General features: G+C 54.8%; 8 protein-coding genes. 5 read left to right on the forward strand and 3 right to left on the reverse strand.

Annotated elements, in window-relative coordinates:
- The first annotated feature begins 9 nt into the window (after positions 1–9).
- The gene (locus AC58P5_RS17800; RefSeq protein ID WP_497388779.1) at positions 10–1,656 is read left to right on the forward strand and encodes an alpha/beta hydrolase family protein; all 1,647 of its coding nucleotides are present in this window, start codon (positions 10–12) and stop codon (positions 1,654–1,656) included.
- A 65-nt stretch (positions 1,657–1,721) separates the two neighbouring features.
- Here the strand turns inward: AC58P5_RS17800 and AC58P5_RS17805 are convergent, their stop codons facing one another.
- The 3 genes from AC58P5_RS17805 to AC58P5_RS17815 all read right to left on the reverse strand — a co-directional run bounded on the left by AC58P5_RS17805 (position 1,722) and on the right by AC58P5_RS17815 (position 4,567).
- Complete coding sequence (locus AC58P5_RS17805; protein ID WP_377591045.1) at positions 1,722–1,961, reverse strand: hypothetical protein; 240 nt, start codon at positions 1,959–1,961, stop codon at positions 1,722–1,724.
- Positions 1,962–2,058: 97 nt separating this feature from the next.
- Complete coding sequence (locus tag AC58P5_RS17810; RefSeq protein WP_497388781.1) at positions 2,059–3,699, reverse strand: Tat pathway signal protein; 1,641 nt, start codon at positions 3,697–3,699, stop codon at positions 2,059–2,061.
- 16 nt (positions 3,700–3,715) lie between these two features.
- The gene (locus tag AC58P5_RS17815) at positions 3,716–4,567 is read right to left on the reverse strand and encodes an ABC transporter ATP-binding protein (protein WP_497388783.1); all 852 of its coding nucleotides are present in this window, start codon (positions 4,565–4,567) and stop codon (positions 3,716–3,718) included.
- Positions 4,568–5,065: 498 nt separating this feature from the next.
- Here AC58P5_RS17815 and ectB point away from each other — a divergent pair, with 498 nt between their 5' ends.
- Genes ectB through AC58P5_RS17835 form a run of 4 tightly spaced genes read left to right on the forward strand, consistent with a single transcriptional unit; the run spans position 5,066 to position 21,138 of the window.
- Entirely contained in the window at positions 5,066–6,367 is a 1,302-nt protein-coding gene (gene ectB, locus AC58P5_RS17820; RefSeq protein WP_497389111.1) for a diaminobutyrate--2-oxoglutarate transaminase, read from the forward strand.
- 59 nt (positions 6,368–6,426) lie between these two features.
- On the forward strand, positions 6,427–7,149 hold the full coding sequence (locus AC58P5_RS17825) for a thioesterase II family protein (RefSeq protein WP_497388785.1): 723 nt from the start codon (positions 6,427–6,429) through the stop codon (positions 7,147–7,149).
- A 14-nt stretch (positions 7,150–7,163) separates the two neighbouring features.
- Positions 7,164–8,393 carry an ACP S-malonyltransferase gene (gene fabD / locus AC58P5_RS17830; RefSeq protein WP_497388787.1) on the forward strand — a complete coding sequence of 410 codons (1,230 nt, stop codon included), beginning with the start codon at positions 7,164–7,166 and terminating at the stop codon, positions 8,391–8,393.
- A gap of 16 nt (positions 8,394–8,409) precedes the next feature.
- The gene (locus AC58P5_RS17835) at positions 8,410–21,138 is read left to right on the forward strand and encodes an amino acid adenylation domain-containing protein (RefSeq protein WP_497388789.1); all 12,729 of its coding nucleotides are present in this window, start codon (positions 8,410–8,412) and stop codon (positions 21,136–21,138) included.
- Positions 21,139–21,152: the final 14 nt, after the last annotated feature.

The following is a 21,152-nucleotide window of genomic DNA, read 5'->3' on the forward strand; positions in this document are numbered from 1 at the left end:
CAGTCACCGATGAAAACACACTCACCGCGTATGCTACCTATTTTCTTGTCAGCCGCCATTATCGGCAGCTGCATGCCGGTAGCCGCCATGGCATCTCGGGACGGGAAAAGCATGCAGACTCCCGCTTCACAGGCTCTCGCCGCCGGAGAAGACTACATACCGCTTCGCGCGCTTTGCGAATGGGTGGGCATTCCCATTGCCTGGGACGATGCTAAGCGGACCGTAACGGCCGCCAAGGACAAGCGTATTCTAAGCTTAGTCCTCGCAAAGCCCGGGATGCCAGCGGCCGACCTGGAGGGCACTCCTTTAGCGCCGGATGAAGTGATCCTGCTGGACAGCACCGCCTATATTAAGCGGGAAACAGCCGCTAAAGCGTTCGGCATTGAAGCGTCTTGGCGAGGCGGAAAGCTGGAGATCCCTACCCGTGATCTCGCCGCAAGAGCCCGCGCTTTTGTAACACAGCTTCAAAAAAACAACCGTGTAGGCGCAGACTCGCTAGCGAACGGCGCATTCAAGGAAGCCGGACTGCCGGCAGGAACGCTCCAACTGGTTAAACAGCTTGCACAGCTTCCGATCACCAAAGAGCGGATCGAAAGCAACGGAGTCCACCGGACTGTCATCCTCACCTGTGAAAACCCGCAGATGAATTTCGATCTGGAGATCCGGTTTGACAAAGACGGCTTTGTGGACGATTTTTATGCCGGAATGGCTTTTGATGGATACCAGCCGCCTTCCTATGACAAACCCGGCGCGTATGATGAGCGCAAGATGGTCATCGGAACCGGCGACCATGCCGTGGAAGGCACATGGACCGTTCCGGCAGGTAAGGGCCCGTTTCCGCTGGTGATTCTCGTGCAGGGCGACGGGGAATTGGACCGGGACAGCACGGTATTCGCCCAAAAGCCGTTCCGGGATCTCGCCGTCGGATTGGCGAATCACCAGGTTGCGACCCTCCGGATGGATAAGACCACCAGGGAGCATTTCGCGCAGCTTAACGGTCATTACACGATCGGGGACGAATTCGTGGAACCTGCACTGGCGGCGGTCAAGGCGGCCCGGTTAGATCCGGACATCGATCTCGGCCGAATATACGCGGCTGGCCACAGCCGTGGAGGCTGGATGATTCCGCGCCTGCTCGCAAAGGACACGGAGGGGCTTATCAAAGGAGCGGTCGTTCTGGCGGGAGCCGATCCCCGTTACACGGAGATCGACTCTTACGAACACGAAGAACTCGGCGGGATGATTCCGAAGGAACAGTTGGCCTATTACCGCGAGCAACTGGAGCTGGTGAAGGCCGATTCTTTCGATCCTAAATCGCCTCCGGCCGCTTTCGAGCTGCCGCCTAATCCTTACTGGTGGCACGATATCCGCGGTTATTCACCGGCGGATGAAGCCCGACGCCGCAGCGCAGCCATGCTGGTGCTGCAGGGAGAAGAAGATTTTCAGGTGCCGCAGGCAAGCCTGACGGGCTGGAAGGAAGTATATGCGGGGAACCAGGCTGTTACCTATAAAAAATACCCGAAGCTGACGCATTTGTTTACGGAAGGTAAATTGGAGAACGGCATCCAGAATTACAAGACTCCCGCGAATGTACCTGACGCAGTCATCTCCGATATCGCGGCATGGATCAAAGATAACGCGGTAGGCTTAAAATAAAACAAACAAAAAAAGCCTGGTTTTCAGGCTTTTTTGTTTGCCCTAAACTTAGAACGGCGGGCGGTTTAGTATTTCTGACTGTTATTGGACATATAAGCGATTGACCCGATGATGGTACCCAACAAAACGAGGGCGACCGGAATTCCGATCAGTTCCATGATAGCAGCTTCTGTACCGTGGTAGGTTTTATTCCCGACGACCATCGGAATTTCCAGACCGAGCACGTTCAGAATAAACACGATGACCCCAAGAATGACCCCCAGCAGAACAAACGGCTTTAAAAACCGGAAAATATATGCGGCCATTGTCAAACGCCTCCTTCACTTGCCTCTTTTTACTTACTTAACCCTTAGACGACTCCCAAAAGGATACCCCTTCAAAATATGGGTGAGGTTAACAATTTTATTTAACCTTTAATTTCCGTTTTGAATACGCCGCCAAAACAAGCAGAACCGAAGCCGCTAAAAGAACGGCGAGAATAAACAGGGAAGGGGAAGTAAGGTTGCGGACGGGGCCGGGCGGGATTACGGTGCCCATAAAATCCGCATAAAACAGCTGGTTGAAAGGACCCAGGAACCACAGGAGCATGTAGATAAGCTCAAAGGGACGTTTGGATTCCGTCCAGATACCCAAAGCCAGAGCAAAGCTCGGTACGAATAAAGCTGCCGCGACGGCGTAGATCAGATGGGTCATATCGCCCGTCACGATAAAACGGATGAGCATCCCGCTTCCCGTAAGAAGCACGGCCAGAAAACCGGACAGCCACACCGCGGGCAGCTGTCTTCTGACATAGCCGGGTGACGAAGCGAGCACAGACAGCGTGCCGTACTGGTATTCCCGGTTGCCCATCGAAGACCAGAGTGAAATCGGCCAGATCCAGGCAAGCGGCCAGATCCATCTCAGTGCTGCCGTATAGGGCAGGAACAGGCACAGAAGGACGAGAATTACCGCCACAACGTACCAGCCGGGCGGAAAACTGGCAAACTGTAGCCGGAATTCCGCGCCTACGAGAGGCAGAAACCGGTTGTTCACCCGGACAGGCGTAAGCTGGGCTGCCGACGTAAGGGCAGGTCCTTGCGCCGCGGCGGGTTCCGCCGGAGCTTTTTTCGCCTGCTCCGTGGCAGGCTTTCCGCCGCCGCGGGAGCGGGCGGGAACGGCCTGGCCGGCGGCGGTGCCGGCACCCGGGCCCTGGACGACGACGGGGCTTTCCTTAAAGCCCCGGAAGAGGCGGGAGGCCAACAGGCAGACCAGGATCGCGATAAGGAGCAACGCGGCTTGTTTGAATACAACGTCCCAGGTCCAGCTTATGCCGTCCCAGACGAAAAGCTTAAGCGGGCTTTCCAGGAAAAGAATTCCTTGTCCGTACGTACCTTCATAATCGGCGTGAGTGAGCAGGAGCTTTTCACGCATCGCTTTGGTGATGACATCATTTCCCATGCCCGAATACAGCGTGGACATCGTAACGCCGGTAAACAAAAGCAAATAGAGCACGATGCCAAACGGGCTCCTGAGCACCGGCCGGGTTTCGAACAGGACGGCCATGGCTGAAACAACCGCTAGGGCGGGGATCACAACGAACAGGTATGGGGCCAGGTATGCACCCAGGTGAAGCGTGTAGTCTTCGCCCCGGACCCATTGCATACAGATCGCGACGGGAATAACAACGGCGGCAATCACCGCCAAAACCAGAAAATTGCTAAGTGCTTTTCCGAGCAGATAATGGGATTTTTTCAGCGATGAGCCTTCGATGATCTGGCCCACCCTAGTCCTTTTGTCACGCTCGATGCCGTTTCTGACCAGGAAGAAGCCGAAAAAGGATAAAAACAAGGAGGTCGAAACCGCCGTTGTTCCGCCTACCCAGGCTGAGTTATAGATCCCCCGGAATTCTTCGAAATATAGCGTGACGTATCCGGCATCGGCGGGAGGGACGAACAGATAGGCCGCAAGAATCGTCAAGCCGAGCGTAACGAGAAAGCTGAACCGCCGCGTTCTTTCCAGAAAATCGGCCAGGGCCACCTGGTATGTAATCTTCCATGCGTTCATAACGCTTTACGCCTCCTTATCCTGCGCTCAAAAAAAGGTAGGCGTCTTCAATTCCCGCATGAACCGCTGCCGCCTGCTCATTGGGCGGAGTCTCCGACACCACGCGGAGAAGCAGTCCGTCTTCGCGCCTGACGGTTGCGCTAATCAGCCATTTGGCACGGGCTTCCTGAAGCTGGCTTTCGGGAATGACCACGTTCCACACTTTTCCCTGTACATGCCGCAGAAGCTCTCCGGGATTGGAATCGCTGATTAGCCGGCCCTTGGAGAGGATAGCGATTCTGTCTGCCGTCGCTTCAATGTCCGATACGATGTGAGTGGAGAAAATAATGAGCCGTTCTCCGGACAGGTCGGTCAGCAGATTGCGGAACGACAAGCGCTCGGCGGGATCCAGCCCGATTGTGGGTTCGTCGATAATGAGCAGCTTGGGATCGTTGAGCAGGGCCTGAGCGATACCGATTCGCTGTTTCATGCCACCAGAAAAGCTGCCGATTCTTCTTTTGCGCACGTCGTACAGATGCAGCAGTCCGAGAAGCTCGTCGATGCGTTTCTCCGCGGCCTTGCCGCTTATCCCCTTTACCGCCGCCATATAGGTCAAAAATTCATGGGCGCTGAGATGCGGATAGACACCGAAGTCTTGCGGAAGATAGCCGAGAATTCGGCGAATCTCTTCGGGGTTTTCACGAATGCCGACTCCGTTCCACGTAATGGTGCCCTCGGAAGGCTCCGAAATCGTGGCTAGAAGCCGCATCAATGTAGATTTTCCGGCTCCGTTAGGACCCAGCAGTCCTAGGATGCCGGGTTGTACCTGCAAATCGACATGTCGGAGCCCCCATACATTTTCCTGGTACTGCTTACCGATATTGCTCATGGATAGTAGGATGTCGGCCACCTCATATCTAACAAATATTAACAAAATAACCAGATATCAAGATAGAGTATACACGGGTAAAATGGGAATGTCTATATAAAAAAACCATATTTACCAAAATATAATAATTAAAATCCAAACAATTAAAAGACAAAATAAGTAACAATAACTTCAATTTTTTAATATTTGAAAATGCATTGACAACATTTGTAAACCTACTCTATCATAATTTATGAAAGAATTGGTAATTTCGACTTTCTTTTGCTACTTTAGACCTCCAAGAAGCCCTCACATGATTCGTTAGTCTCACGTTTAGTCGGACGTTATGGCTAAGGACATCTCAAGAATCCCGCACACACTACTAGAACAAGTTCTGCCCTCATCATGACCTGCCTGGATAGCTCTTCGGATTGAAGCTGACCTCGAGCATTTTTTTAAAATGCTGCCTTATCAGCGGTTTTTTGTCCTGCAAAAAAAATACAGATGGAGGATGAAATGATGAACTCGTTCGAACTTTTGGAGTCAAATGTAAGATCTTACAGCAGGGTGTTTGGAGATGTGTTTCGCACGGCTAAAAATTCTATGATGTTCACGGAAGAAGGCAAATGTTTTCTCGATTTTTTCGCTGGAGCGGGGGCTTTGAATTACGGGCATAATCCCGATTTTATCAAAGGGAAATTGCTGGAATATATCGGGTCCGATGCGGTTGTGCACGGTCTGGATATGTACACGACGGCCAAGCGGACTTTTATCGAAACGTTTAACGAACTGATTCTGGCGCCGAAAGGGCTGGACTACAAACTGATGTTCTGTGGGCCTACCGGCACAAATGCGGTCGAAGCGGCGCTGAAGCTGGCAAGAAAAGCGAAGAAACGGACGGGAATCTTTTCGTTCAGCGGCGGCTTTCACGGTATGTCTTACGGCAGCCTGGCCGCAACGGGCAATTTGTACAACCGCGGGGGTGCAGGCGCTCCGCTGAACAACGTGACGTTCATGCCATATCCGTACGGGTTCAATGAGTCTTTCGACACGATCGGCTATATGGAGAATGTGCTTACGGACGCGAACAGCGGTATCGAGAAGCCGGCTGCCGTCATTCTCGAAACGGTTCAGGCCGAAGGCGGCGTAATCGTGGCTCCGATAGAGTGGCTGCAGCGTCTGAGCGCTCTATGCAAAGAGCATGATATTCTGCTCATCGCCGACGATATCCAGGTCGGCTGCGGACGTACGGGATCGTTCTTCTCGTTCGAACGGGCGGGAATTCAGCCGGATCTCGTCGTGCTGTCGAAATCGATCAGCGGATACGGGCTCCCGATGTCGCTTCTTCTCCTGAAGCCGGAGCTGGACGTATGGCAGCCGGGCGAGCATAACGGAACGTTCCGCGGAAACCAGCTCGCTTTCGTCGGCGCCACGGCGGCACTGCAGTTCAGAATTTCTTCGAACCTGGAGGAATCGGTAAAACAGAAGGAAGCATGGGTCAGCGACTATCTGCAAAAAGAGATCGTTCCCATGCACCCGGCTATTGCGGTCCGAGGACTCGGCCTGATCTGGGGAATCGATCTGAGCGGACTGGAAGGCGGCGAGCAGGCTGCCAAATTCGTGGCGTCCCGCTGCTATGACCAGGGCCTCATTATCGAGCGGTCCGGAAGAAACGACACGGTCGTGAAACTGATGCCGGCCCTGACGATCGATTCCGAGCTTCTGGAACAGGGCTGCACGATCGTGAAAGAAGCGCTTGCCGCTTATTTCGAGCAGGCGGGATTGGCCGCACGGAAGGAAGCGTCGCTTGAGCCGGCGTAACTTTTAACCGCCTTCCGCAAGCATTTTACAAAATGGATACGAATGGGGCAGGTGACAGGATGAAAAAGATTTTCTTGTTTTGTCTGCCCTATGCGGGCGGGTCGTCGGTGATTTACACAAGGTGGAAGCCCCTGTTGGATCCCGGCATTGAGCTGGTACCGCTGGAACTGGCGGGCCGGGGAAGGCGCATTAACGAGTCTTTCTACGAAAACGTGGACGAGGCCGTAAATGATCTTCTGCCCGTAGTGGAACCTTATCTCGACAAAGGACAGGCTGCTTTTTTCGGTTACAGCATGGGCAGCCTGATTGCCTTTGAACTTATCCACCGCATTAGGGAGAAGTACGGACAAAACGCGCTCCATTTTTTCGCGGCGGCCAGGATGGCACCGCATATACAGAGGACAGAGCCTCCTTTACACGGGCTGGAGCCGGAATCGTTCAAAATGAAAATTGCGGATTTGGGGGGAACCCCTCCGCAATTGTTTGAAAATTCAGAACTAATGAATTTATTTTTACCTCTTCTCCGGGCGGATTTCCGGCTCGTCGAAACATACCATTACACAGAGAAAGCGGAGAAGCTGGACTGCGCGATGACGGTTTTGGCAGGCAAGCGGGATAAAATGCGGGAAACGGACGTGCTCGACTGGAGGCGCCATACGACGGGTGCTTTTACGGCTCATTCGTTTGACGGCGGGCATTTTTTCATCAACGACTTCCAGAAAGAAATCGTGGATATCCTGCACGCTTCCCTTGGAATCCGTTACTCATCTTTGTACGCGTAAGAAAGGAGCAGGGCATGGTTAATACCGCCTGGTTATTTCCCGGGCAGGGTTCCCAGCATGTCGGTATGGGGGCTGCCTGGTATGCCCGTCACGACGGGGCAAAAGCATTGTTCGAAGAAGCAAGCGATCTGGCCGGTTACGATATGAAAGCATTGTGCTTCGAAGGAAGCGCCGCCCGGCTTTCCAGAACGTCTTTCACGCAGCCTGCGCTGCTGACGGTAAGCGTTCTGGCAAGCCGGGTGTACCTCCATGAGATCGGGATCGAACCCCGATACTCGGCCGGGCACAGCCTCGGCGAATACTCCGCGCTGGTGAGCAGCGGCGTTCTCTCGTTTGCGGAAGCGCTGGAGCTGGTCATCCAGCGGGGCAAGTTCATGGAGGCGGCGGCGGAAGCCGGCCTCGGCTCCATGATCGCTGTCCGCACGTCCGATCAGCCTATGCTGGAGGAGTTGTGCCGCAGAAATTCTTCGGCCGGGCAGCCGGCGGCCATTGCCGGGTACAATTCCGGCAGCCAGCTGGTCGTCTCCGGTCACCGGAGCGCCGTGGCAAGCGCCGCGGAAGAACTGGAGCGGATGGGCATCGAAGTGACCCGGCTCGCGGTCAGCGGGCCGTTCCACAGTGTGCTTATGCAGCCTGCGGCGGAAAGTCTGGAAGAAACGCTGAACAAGGTCACATTCAAAGATGGCCGATGGCCGGTCATTTCCAATACCACGGGGCTCCCTTATCCGGATGCGGCGGCTATCCGCCGGGGCCTTGTCGATCAGATGACGACTCCGGTAAAGTGGCTGCAAACGGTACGGTTTTTAGCGGGAGAAGGCATCGAACTTGCCGTTGAACTGGGTCCGAGAACGGTTCTGAAAAACTTGACCCGGGACAGCTCGGAGCACATCCGGCCTTACGCTTACGACCGGGAAGCGGATGCGGGGAGTCTGGCGGATCTGTTTCCGATCCGGCAATTTATCGAGGAAGGATTCTCTGCCGCGGTTTCGGCGCCCAATGCGAACTGGAACGAGGAAGAGTATGAGCAGGGAGTGCTGGAGCCGGTCAGACGCTTGCGTGAAATGCTGAGTTCTTACACGGAAACGAACGGTTCCGTGCGGGATGCTCACGGTCTGAGGCAGGATGTACTGGAATGCGTTCGGCAGGTACTTTGGACGAAGAAGGTTTCCGCGAAGGAACAAGATGAGACGATTCGCCTGTTGTTTACGGGCTCTTTTACAAAAAAACTTGTGTCAAGGGGATAACTGCGGAGGGATGAAGGTGGAACAATTTCAGACACTAATTGATGTTATCCGGGATAGGGGAGACAAGAACTCCAGAGGGATTACCTTTATTAACGGCGACCAGAACGAAGAGAGTATCACTTATGGGGAGCTGTTTGAAGAGGCGCTTGGCGTCCTTCACCATCTCCAAAGCTCGGGCATGAAAGCGGGCGACGAGCTTCTTATGCAAATCGACGATAACAGGTCTTTTCTGAATGTGTTCTGGGGCTGCCTGCTGGGAGGAATTATCCCGGTACCGGTAACGGTCGGCAATAATGACGAGCACAAGATGAAGCTGTTTAAAATATGGGATACTTTGAATAATCCTTACTTGATCACCGAAGGAAAAGCACTGGAGAACCTGGAAAAGTACGCCCTCCAAAACGGAAAAGAGGAGGTGTTCGAAAAGGTCAGGGAAGTGTCTCTTTTTACAGATAAAGTACATTATTCCACTGGGGATAAGGGGGTTATTCATGAGGCAAGCGCGTCTGATCTGGCGTTTATCCAGTTTTCGTCAGGTTCGACGGGGGATCCGAAAGGGGTCATGCTGACCCATGAAAATCTGATTTATAACACGCGGGACATGGCCGTTCAAACGGAGATGGACGAAAAGGATGCCTATCTCGGCTGGATGCCGCTCACGCATGATATGGGACTGATCGCCTTTCATCTGACGTGCGTCATGGCCAACTCCAGGCAGCTTATCATGCCGACAGCGCTGTTTATCCGGCGTCCGTCTTTGTGGATGAAGAAAGCGTCGGAGCATAAGGCCACCCAGACTTGCTCGCCCAACTTCGGGTATAAATTTTTCCTGGCCCAGTATAAACCGGAAAATGCGGCGGATTGGGACTTGTCCCGGCTGCGTCTGATTTATAACGGGGCGGAACCGATTTCCAGCGAGCTTTGCGATGTTTTTATGGAGGCGATGAGCAAACACGGACTGAGAAGTACGGCGATGTTTACCGTATACGGCATGGCCGAGGCAAGCGTAGGAATGTCTCTGCCGCCTCTTGGAGAAAATTTCCGGAGAATTCACCTGGACCGGGAGCATCTGAATATCGGCGAAACGGTGATTCAGACGGATGCTTCGGATAACCGCTGCTTGACGTTTGTGGATGTCGGCCATCCGCTGCAGAGCAGCTATATCCGTATCTGCGACGACGCGAACCGGCCGCTGGATGATTATGTGATCGGGAATATTCAAATCCGCGGAATGAATGTAACGGCCGGCTATTACAACAATCCTGAGGCGACCGCCAAGGTTATGACTCCGGACGGATGGCTCATAACGGGCGATTTGGGCTTTATGCGCGAGGGCCGGCTCGTTATTACGGGCCGGGCGAAAGATATTATTTTTGCGAATGGGCAAAACGTGTATCCTCACGACATCGAGCGTGTAGCGGAAGAAGTGGAGGGCGTTGAGCTCGGGAAAGTAGCGGTTTGCGGCGCTTACGATCCGGCGACCCGCCAGGACCGGATTATCGTTTTTGTCATGCACACGAAAAAAATCGAAGATTTCGCCCCGCTGGCCAAACGTCTTAAGGGCCACTTGAATTACCGGGGAGGGTGGGACATTCAAGCGGTTCTCCCCATCCGGCGCATTCCCAAAACGACCAGCGGAAAAGTGCAGCGGTACAAGCTTGCCCAAGACTATACGGCAGGGAAATTCGAAGAAACTCTTGCGGGACTCCAGGAAATTTGGGAGCAGGAAAAGAAGCGAGCGCGTGCGGCTGTCATTCCGCGCAGCGTAGCGGAGCAGAAGCTGCTTGCGATTGTGAAGCAAATTTTGCAGGTCGACGAGGTCGATACGGACGAGAGCTATTTCGACATCGGAGCCAGCTCCCTCCAGCTCGTGCAAATCGTCGAGGAACTTGAAGCCCAGCTCGGCGTTCAAGTGTCCGTGACGGACTTTTTCTCCTATCCGACGATTTCGAAATTGGCCGCCTTTATTTCACAGGGGGATGCGGCCGAACACTTCGAGCAGGGCCAAAGTCTAGCGGATTCCGGACAGGAAACCGACGGGGATATCGCGATTATCGGAATGTCCGGAAAGTTTCCGCAGGCGGATAACCTTAAGCAGTTTTGGACGAACATCTCCGAGGGCCGCGACTGTATCGTCCCGTATGGCGAGAAGAGAAAAAAGGACGCCGAGGCGTTCATTTCTCATTTGAATACGGAGGGCCGGGATTTGTTGCTGGCGGAAGGCGGATATCTGGACGAAATCGATACGTTTGACTATTCGTTCTTTAAGCTCACGCCACGGGAAGCCTCGCTGATGGACCCGAACCAGCGGCTTTTCCTGCAAACCGTATGGAGCGCGATCGAAGATTCGGGCTACGGCGGTTCCAATCTTTCCGGCAAACGAGTAGGCGTTTACGTCGGATTTTCCAAAACGAGCTTCGAGTACGAGCGGCTTCTGTCCGAGGTGTCTCCGGCTTCTCTGCCGAATTTCGCGATTGGCAATTTGTCCTCTATCATTTCCAGCCGGATTTCGTACCTGCTTGATCTCAAAGGACCTGCCGTCACGGTGGACACCGCTTGCTCCTCCTCGCTGGTCGCCGTTCATCTGGCCTGCAAAGCGATTTTGAGCGGAGACTGTGATATGGCGCTTGCGGGCGGCGTAAAAACCATTCTGCTGCCGCTTAAGGCGGGCATCGGCATGGAGTCCTCCGACGACCGTGCCAGAGCTTTCGACGACAGTTCAGACGGCACGGGCTGGGGCGAAGGCGTGGGCGCCGTTTTCCTGAAGCCTCTCAGCAAAGCGATCAAAGACAAGGACAATATCCTTGCGGTGATCAAGGGGAGCGCGATTAACCAGGACGGAAGCACCGTGGGCATATCGGCCCCTAACGCTTCTTCCCAGGCGGATGTCATTTCTCAAGCCTGGCGCAATGCGCGAATCGATCCGGAGACGGTGACTTATATCGAAGCTCACGGGACCGGAACCAAACTGGGCGATCCGGTCGAAATCGACGGAATCGGGAAGGCTTTCCGCAGAAGGACGAAACGCAAGCAATTTTGTGCCATCAGCACGGTTAAATCGAATATCGGACACTTGTATGAAGCGGCCGGCATCGCAGGCTTGATCAAGACCGTGCTTTCACTACAGCACAAACAGATTGCCCCTTCCGTCCATTACCGGGTTCCGAACCGGAAAATCAGCTTTGAGGAATCGCCGGTTTATGTGAATACCCGTTTAAAAGAATGGGAGACGGACGGCACTCCGAGAAGATGCGGGATCAGCTCGTTCGGCTTCAGCGGAACCAATTGCCATGTCGTACTGGAAGAGTACACCGGAGCCCGCGAAGCTCTGCCCGCAGCATCTGCGGCAAACGGCGGATCCGAAGGCAGCGTCCCGCTGCTGCTCACCCTGTCGGCTAAAACCGAGGAAGGGTTGCAGGAGCTTATCCGGGATTACGACAAGCTGTTTACCCATACGGATGAACTCGATATGCAGGGTGTATGTTATACGGCCAGCACGGGCCGCGGCCATCTGACTTACCGGTTGGCGGTTGCGGCAGCCGACGGAGCCGAATTGAAACGGAAGCTGCAGCGTCTTCACAGGGAAGGCAAGGGTTCGGATGGTGTTTATATCGGCAAAATAGACGGCACCCAAGTGCACGAATACACGCATCCGGGAAATCTCGCCGATCTTGGCGCGGAAACTGTGCAAGAATTGGCCCGCCAGTATGTACAGGGAGCATCCGTAGATTGGAAGGCTCTATATGCGAAAGGCTCATTCAGAAAAGTATCCCTTCCGACGTATCCGTTCCAGCGGAAAAGATGCTGGATCGATGTTCCCGTCAAGGCCGGGCAGGCAGCATCTGCGGCGGAATCGCGGCATTCGGTGCCGACGGTTCAACCGGAACAATATATATCCGCAAAGGAGCAGGTGAGTGTGGTGAACGAACAGCTACAAGCGGAAACAGCCTCCGCCCGTCACGCCGATTCCGTACGTCAGACGCTGATACAGATGATCGGCAACGTCTCGCAGCTCAGTACGGAAGAGCTTCAGCCTCAGACACATTTCCTGGAACTGGGTCTGGATTCGATCAATTTATCCCAGGTCCGTCACAGTATTAAAGACGCGTTCGGACTGGATGTTCCCATGAGTGATTTCTTCGAGTCGCTCACAAACCTGGATCTGTTGACGGCTTATATCGTCGAACGGGTGCCGCAGACCGAAACCTTGTCCGTTGTCCGGTCCGAAACCGACCTGCAGGCACCTCCCGCCGAGACGGCGTCTGGTGTATATGAGCGGACTGTTCCTCCGGAGCCGTACAGCTACGGCGAGCGTGCCGGTGTGGCAGCCGGACAGGGACAGGCAGCGGCCGGACCGGTCGCCGGTATCGCCGGAAGCGCAGCTTCTACCGCAGTCGAGCGCATCCTGGAGCAGCAGCTCCAGCTGATGTCACAGCAGCTGCAAGTGCTCGGGAGCCGTCCGGCAGCGCAAGCGCCGCTGTCCGTACAACCGGCCGCCGTGCCCGATCCGGCACCTGCTGTGAGGGTCATTGCGGCTTCTCCGGCCCAGCATGACGTCCGGCTGCATGCCGGAACGACGAGGGAAGTCGCCGCAGCCGCCGAAACGAGACCGGCGCCGCAACAGGTAAACGGCGAGGAGCCGAAGCCTTACGTCCCTTATAAAGCTTTGAACGTGAAAGCCCGCGAGTCTTTGTCGCAGAGACAGGAAAAGCATGTGCGCGAGCTGATTGAGCGGTACACGGCACGGACGGGTCGTACGAAAGCGTACACCCAGCAGTACCGTGACGTGTATGCGAATAACCGCAACGTCGCCGGATTCCGGCCGCTTTTGAAAGAAATGGTCTACCAGATCATTTCGGAACGTGCCGAGGGCTCCAAGCTGTGGGATCTCGACGGCAACGAGTATGTCGATCTGACGATGGGGTTCGGCGTGAATCTGTTCGGACACAACCCTTCGTTCGTACGCGAGAAGATCGAACGGGAGCTTGCGAACGGCATGTGCGTAGGCCCGATGTCCAACCTGGCGGGCCAGGTCGCCGAATCCATCTGCAGGATGACCGGTGTGGACCGCATCGCACTGTACAATTCCGGTACGGAAGCCGTTATGGTTGCCCTGAGGCTTGCCCGTGCGGCAACCGGCCGCGCCAAGGTCGTTATTTTCGCCGGTTCTTATCACGGTACGTTCGACGGGGTGCTCGCATTGGGAAGCGCGGGAACGAACAAGGAGCATTCGACTCCGCTGGCTCCGGGCATTCTGCAAAATATGGTCGACGACGTGGTCGTGCTTAATTACGGAAGCGAAGATTCGCTCGAATACATCCGTTCGCACGCTCATGAGCTGGCTGCCGTGGTGGTCGAGCCCGTGCAAAGCCGCCGGCCGGATTTTCAGCCGAAAGCATTCCTGGAAGAAATCCGCCAAATCACGACCCAGTCCCGTACGGCCTTCATCTTCGATGAAGTGATTACCGGTTTCCGCCTGCATCCGGGCGGCGCCCAGGCATGGTTCGGCATCAAAGCGGATCTCGTCACGTACGGCAAAGTCATCGGCGGGGGCATGCCAATCGGTATCGTTGCCGGTTCCTCGGCGTATATGGACGGCATTGACGGAGGAACCTGGAAATTCGGCGACGATTCTTTCCCGCAGAACGAGCACCAGAGAACGTTCGTAGCAGGTACGTTCTGCCATCATCCGCTGGCCATGGCGGCTTCCCTTGCCGTACTGAACCATCTGGAAGCCTCGGGTGGCCAAATCCAGGCTGAACTGAATGCGCGCACGGCACGGTTCGCCGAAGAGCTGAACACGTATTTCGGCCTGGAAGGCGTGCCGATCAAGGTGGTACACTTCGGCTCGCTTTTCCGTTTTGTGCTTAAAGGCGATCTGGAGCTTTTCTACTATCACATGCTCGATAAAGGCATTTATATCTGGGAGGGGCGCAACTGCTTCTTATCTACCGCCCACTCGGAAGAAGATATCTCACGCATTGTACAAGCCGTCAAAGACAGCATCGGCGAACTGCGGAAAGGCGGATTTCTTCCGGACCGTGATCCGTCCCCGGACGATGACGATCCTTCCGGCCGTCGGCTTCCCGCTGACAGGCTGCCGGAAGGAAGCCAAGGAGAAGCGTTTCCGCTGACTCCGGACCAGAAGCAGCTCTGGTTCGCTTCCGTTTCCAACCGCAAGGATTCCCCGTCGCTTCACGAAACCGCACTTCTGCGGTTTCGTGGACCGCTGCGGAACGATGCGTTCGAGCAGGCTGTGGGGCTTATCTCCGCCAGGCATGAAGCTCTCCGTCTCGTGATTAGTCAAGACGGCGAAACGCAGAAAGTTCTGGATGCTTTGAATGTGACGGTTCCGCTTGTGGATTTAACGGGTTTGAATCCTTCGGAACAGGAACGCCAGATGCGGGTTTGGCTCCATCGCGAGAGTCAAACGCCGTTTGATTTGGAGCAGCAGACACCGCTGTTCCGGATTCATCTTCTCCGTACATCGGCTGACGAGCATACGGCCGTGTTCACTTTCCATCACCTGATTGCCGACGGATGGTCCATGGCTTTGTTCGTCCAGGAACTGGAGCGGATTTATTCCGCTCTTGTCCGTCAGGAAGATTACCGCCTGCCGGAACCGGCACCTTTCAGAAGGTATGCCGCCTGGCAGTCCGAGCAGCTGACGAAACCGCAAAGCGCTCAAGCCGCCGCGTATTGGAACGAGCTTTTCGAGCAACGGGTTCCCGTGGTCGAGCTGCCTTCCCCCGTCCGGGGGGCGATTCTTCCGACCTCCCGGGGCGGGAGGCATACAACCGTACTGCCTGCCTCGCTTGTACAAGAACTGAGAAAAACCAGCATAAAGCTCGGAAGCAGTCTTTTTGTGACGCTGCTTTCGGGATTTCATCTTTTTCTGCACCGGTTAACAGGCCAAAGCGATATTACGGTCGGCGTGCCGACGGCCGGGCAGGCGCATATGGAAGCTCCTTTTCTGATGGGAAACTGCGTCAATCTGCTCCCTGTTCTCAGCCGGGCTTCCTCCGAACAGAGCTTCGCCGTTTATGCGGGTTCTATCAAGCAAAGAATGAACGAGCTGGACGCTTATCAGGCATACAGCTTTGCGGCGCTGGCGGAGCGGGGGCTCCGCAATCTGCCTGTCCTTACGGCCGTATTCAATATGGACCGTCCGCTGCCCAAGCTCGCTTTTCACGAGCTGGATACGGCGCTGCTTGTTCATGATCCGGCGTACTGCAAGTACGAGCTTTTCCTGAACGTGACGGAGATTTCCAAAGAGCTGAGGCTCGATTTCGATTATAATGCGGACCTTTTCCAGCCCGAAACGGTTGAGACCTGGTCCCGTTATTTCATTCGTTTGCTCGAATCTATTGCCGAAGGGGGCGATAAACGCCTTCCCGAGCTGTCTCTCCTCAATGCGGAAGAAAGTGAGCGGGTGTGGGCGAGATGGGCCCTTCATGCGGATGAGAACGGGAGCTACGAATGTATTCTGGATGCCTACAAGTATCCGGCTCCACCCGGAACGATCGGCGAAGTCTATGCGGTATCGGGCGGAAAGGTCGAACCTCCGTCGAACCGTTTCACGAGTACCGGGAAATGGGCCTACAGCTATGCCAGCGGAGCCATTAAACGGCTCGGGAAATCGTCGCGCTCTGTCCTTGTACGCGGACACCGCGTTTATTTGGACCAGATCGAAGAGCATTTGCTGCACACGCTTCACCTTGAGGCATGTGCCGTAACTGCTCATTTCCACCCTGAAAATGATGCAGTTGACTATATGACGGCATACGTCGTTGCTAACCCTTCAAAAATATGGAAAGAAATAGAAAAATTTTCGCTGCTGCATGAAACCATGCCGGATTATGCGGTCCCCCGGTATATGATTCCGATGGCGGAGCTGCCTCTGCTGCCGGACGGAGAGATAGATTTTGCATCTCTGCCTCTGCCCTCCGGCGGCAATTTACCGGTTCCCGGCAAACAAAACTTGCAAGGAAGCGTGACGGATAAACTCATCGCTATTTGGAAGGATGTGCTTGGCGCCGCATATGTAAATTCCACGGATAATTTTTTCCAGCTGGGCGGAGATTCGTTAAAAGCGACCGTCATTCTTTCCCGGGTAAACAAAGAATTCGGCATTCATATTCCGTTAAGCGAGCTTTTCGCCCTGCAGACGGTCGTGGACCTGGAACAGTACATCACGGGCGGTACCGGACAAGCATTCGAATCCATTCAGCCGGTCCCGCAGGAGAAATCTTATCCGGTTTCCTCGGCCCAAAAAAGAATGTACGTCCTCGATCAGTTGGGTGGCGGAGGGACGGCTTACAACGTGCCGGGACGCCTTTTTATAGAAGGAGAAATCGACCGGGAGCGCCTTATCTCGGCACTTCGGCAGGCGGCGGCGCGTCATGAATCGTTTCGGACCTTTTTCGAGCTGGAAAACGGGGAAGTGGTGCAAAAAATCGCGGAAGCAGCCGATCTCGATGTTCCCGTCTCGACAGTGCGGGCGGAAGAGATAGAGACGCTGCAGATGCAGTTCGTTCGGCCGTTCGATCTCGGGCAAGCACCTTTATTCCGTGCCGGTCTGTTCGAGCTTGAAACGGGCGGCAGCGTACTGCTGATCGATGTTCATCATGCTGTGGCGGACGGTTACTCCATGGCTGTACTTCTGGATGAATTTATCCAGCTTTATCAAGGCAGGCTTCTGCCTCCGCGAAATGCGCACTACAAAGATTATGCGATCTGGCAGAACAAGCAGCTGGCCCAAGGAAAATTCAGCAGTCAGGAAGATTATTGGCTCCAGACGCTGGAAGGCGAGCTGCCCGTCCTTCAGATGCCGACGGATTATCCGCGGCCGGCCGCTCAAAGCTTTAAAGGGGACAGCTTTGTCCAGCTTCCGGACGGGAAATTGACAGAGGCGCTGTACAGCCTGGCGAAAGACAACGAAACAACGCTGTACATGGTCCTTCTGGCTGCCTACAACGTACTGCTGGCCAAATATTCCGGTCAGGAGGACATCATTGTCGGTACGCCGGCCGCGGGGAGAAGGCACGCCGATACGGAGAATATGGCGGGGATGTTCGTAAATACGCTGGCAATTCGCAGCAAGCCCGAGTCCTCACTGGCTTTCGGACAATTTTTGCAAGAGGTGAAACGGCAATCTCTCGCATCGTTCGAGAATCAGGAATATCCGTTCGAGGAAATTGTCGAGAAGCTGCATCTGATGCGGGATTTAAGCCGCAACCCACTCTTTGATACGATTTTCAGCCTACAAAATGTAGGGACGGACGTCGTGAAGACGGGCAAGCTTTTGTTCAAGCCCGAGGAGTTTAACACAGGTATTTCCAAAATTGACTTCTCCTTACATGTTACGGAGCAGAAAGACGGGCTGCTGTTTACCTGGGAGTATGCCACGGATCTGTTCGCACGTGAAACAATGGAGCGTCTGGCCGGGCATTATTCGGCCATCTTAGATACGATTGCCGACTCGGCAGATATTCTGCTTGGAGATATTCAAATGCTGACAGCTTCGGAGAAAGAGGATCTGATCACCGGGTTTAACGCCACGGCGGCGGAGTTTCCTTCTTCCGTTACGATTCATAAGGCGTTTGAGGAGCAAGCCGCGAAAACGCCGGAAGCTGCCGCGCTCGTTTTCGAGGGCCGGAGCTTGACATACCGCGAATTGAACGAACGCGCCAATGCTGCTGCCCGGACGCTGCGGGAGCTGGGCGTGGGACACGACCGGCTTGTCGGGCTTATGGTGCCGCGCTCGGCTGAAATGATCATCGGGCAGCTGGCCGTGCTGAAGGCCGGAGGCGCGTATGTGCCCATCGATCCGGATTACCCATCGGCGCGTGTTCTTTATATGCTTCAGGACAGCGAAGCAGGGGTGCTGCTGACCAGCCGCAGTCTGATCGAAGGCCTGGACTACGACGGAAACGTGCTTTTCCTCGAAGAGGACGAAATTTACCGGAACGACGTCACCAACCCGGATGCCGCCGGTACAAATTCCGGACATCTGGCTTATGTCATCTATACGTCGGGGTCGACGGGAAATCCCAAGGGCGTCATGCTGCCGCATCGTTCCGTTATGAACTTCGTAACCGGGATGAGAGAACGGATTGACTTCCGCCCGGATAAAACGATTCTATCGCTAACGACCATTTCGTTTGACATATTCGTTCTAGAATCTCTTGTGCCGCTTCTGACCGGAATGACAGTCGTCATCGGAGACCGGCATCATCAGCTTGAAGCCGAATCTTTGGGTGAACTCATCCGCTCCCATGAAATTGATATGCTGCAAATGACGCCTTCCCGCCTGCAGATGCTGCTCGCCAGTGATGAAGGCAAACGAGCGCTGAACGGAGTGAAGGAAATCATGGTCGGCGGTGAAGCCCTTCCGCATGCGTTGCTGGAGCAGTTGCAAGCACTGGACGGGCTAAGGATCTATAACATGTACGGACCGACAGAAACGACGGTGTGGTCCGCGGTCAGAGAGCTGACTCAGGCAAGCCGGATTGATATCGGCCGGCCGATCGCCAATACGCAGGTGTATATCGTCGATGCGCGTTCCAACCTGCAGCCTGTAGGAGTGCCTGGCGAACTGTGCATAGCCGGAGAAGGACTGGCACGGGGGTATTGGAAACGCGAAGCTCTCACGGCGGAGAAATTCGTGCCCAATCCGTTTGTCCCCGGAACAAAGATGTACAAAACAGGCGATCTTGCCCGCTGGAAGCCGGACGGGAACTTGGAATTCCTGGGCCGGATCGATCACCAGGTGAAGGTAAGGGGCTTCCGCATCGAGCTCGGGGAGATAGAAAATGCTTTGATCAAGCTCTCATTCGTCCAGGAGGCGGCTGTTACGGTCAATGTAAGCGGCGGACACGAGGCCGTCTTGTGCGCATATGTCGTACCAAGATCCGATTCCGCTTTAAGCGCGGTGGAGGTCAGGGAGCAGTTGGCCAGACAACTGCCTTACTATTCAGTTCCGTCGCACTATGTATTTCTGGACAAGCTTCCGCTTACGCCAAACGGCAAAACCGACCGGAAGTCGCTTCCCGAACCGGATGACCTTTTCCGTCCGGATACGGAATACGTCCCTCCCCGGAATGAAGTGGAGGAGGCGCTGGCCGGCGTGTGGCAGGAAGTGCTGGGCCGGTCCGGCATCGGTATCCACGACAATTTCTTCCTTCTTGGAGGAGATTCGATCAAAGGCATTCAGGTCGTGGCCCGCATGAGGGCGGAAGGGTATGCACTGGACATCAAGCAGCTATTCGAGCATCCGTCCATCGGGGATCTCGGCGCGTACGTGCAGTCGTCCGTCCGTAAAATCGAGCAAGGGCCGGTCAGAGGAGAAGTGGTGCTGACCCCTGTGCAGAACCGTTATTTCGAACAAGGCGGCTATGAATCCGCTTCGTCGCTTGCGGCGCTGTTGTTTTCGGTAGCCGGTCTGGAAGAAGACCATGTCCGGTCGGCCTGGGACAAAGTGCTGGAACAGCATGACGGTCTTCGTCTGCGTGCCGTTTTGAAAGAAGGGGAATTGAGGCTGGAGCATCGCTCCTTGGAGGAAGAAACCGCAGGACTGAACGTCATTCGTCTGAACGGAGATAAGCCTGATCTCAGAGCCGCCGTTGAGCAGCAAAGCAGAGAGATCGAATCGGGTCTCTCCCTGAAAGAAGGACCGCTTGTGAGAAGCGTGCTGTTCAAGACAAGCGAAGGTGACTATCTCCTGATTGCGATCCACCGTCTGATTACCGACGATTCTTCTTTTGCCATAATTTTGGAAGATTTGGCGACCGTTTACGGACAGCTTGTTTCGGGAGAAAGCGTCTCGCTCCCCCTCAAAACAGATGCTTTCCGGACTTGGGCAGAGCATTTGAAAAAATATGCGGCGAGCAATCAGGTGCAGACTCAGCGGGAATATTGGACTCAGGCTGTCGGTTCGGGCGAATGGACTGTTCCGGTTGATAAAGAAACCGGTCCAGGACTTCCGCCGCTCCGAAACTCGGTTTGCACGGTTATCCCGGCGGAAAAGACGAGTCAGCTGCTTACCGGGGTGAAAGATATTTATTCGATGGATGCCCGCGAAGCGATTTTGTCCGCCCTGGGCAAAACGTTCGGCAACGGGTCCGGACTCAAACGGCTTCTCATCGAATTGACCGAAGACGGCAGAAAGTTGTGCACAGACAAGAAGCTGGATTTTTCGCGGACAGTAGGCTGGTTCGATACGCAGTATCCGCTGGTGCTCGACACTTCGTTTACCGACGATCTGGCCGGCTATCTCAAGCAGGTTAAAGAATCGGTGCGTCAGGTTCCGGACGGAGGCATCGGATACGGGGTCTTGTACGATCTTGTGTCCTCACGGCAGCAGGAAGAAGAAACCGCAGCCCGGAAGCATCCTCGGATCGGGTTCGTCTATCGGGAGCCGTCCGATCTCGTAACCCCTTATTTTGATTCCCTCAACGCGGGCGAAGGACTAACAGACGATTTGTGGGCGGCACGGGAGTATAACTGGTATCTGAAAAGCACACTCGAATCGGGCGCCCTTACACTCCGGCTCGACTATGACGGCCATGCGTATACGGAACAGACCGCAGCGGATTTGCTTCATCGTCTGGAGGAAAATTTGTATGAGGTGCTCCGTCACTGCGAGGCCAAAACAGAGCGGGAGATAACTCCGGCCGATGTCGGGGCAAATGATCTGGATCTCGACGAATTCGAGGACATTAAACAATTTTATGAGAGCGTATAAGGGTTGCAGAGGGG

This window comes from Paenibacillus sp. JT31N7, from assembly GCF_059692095.1.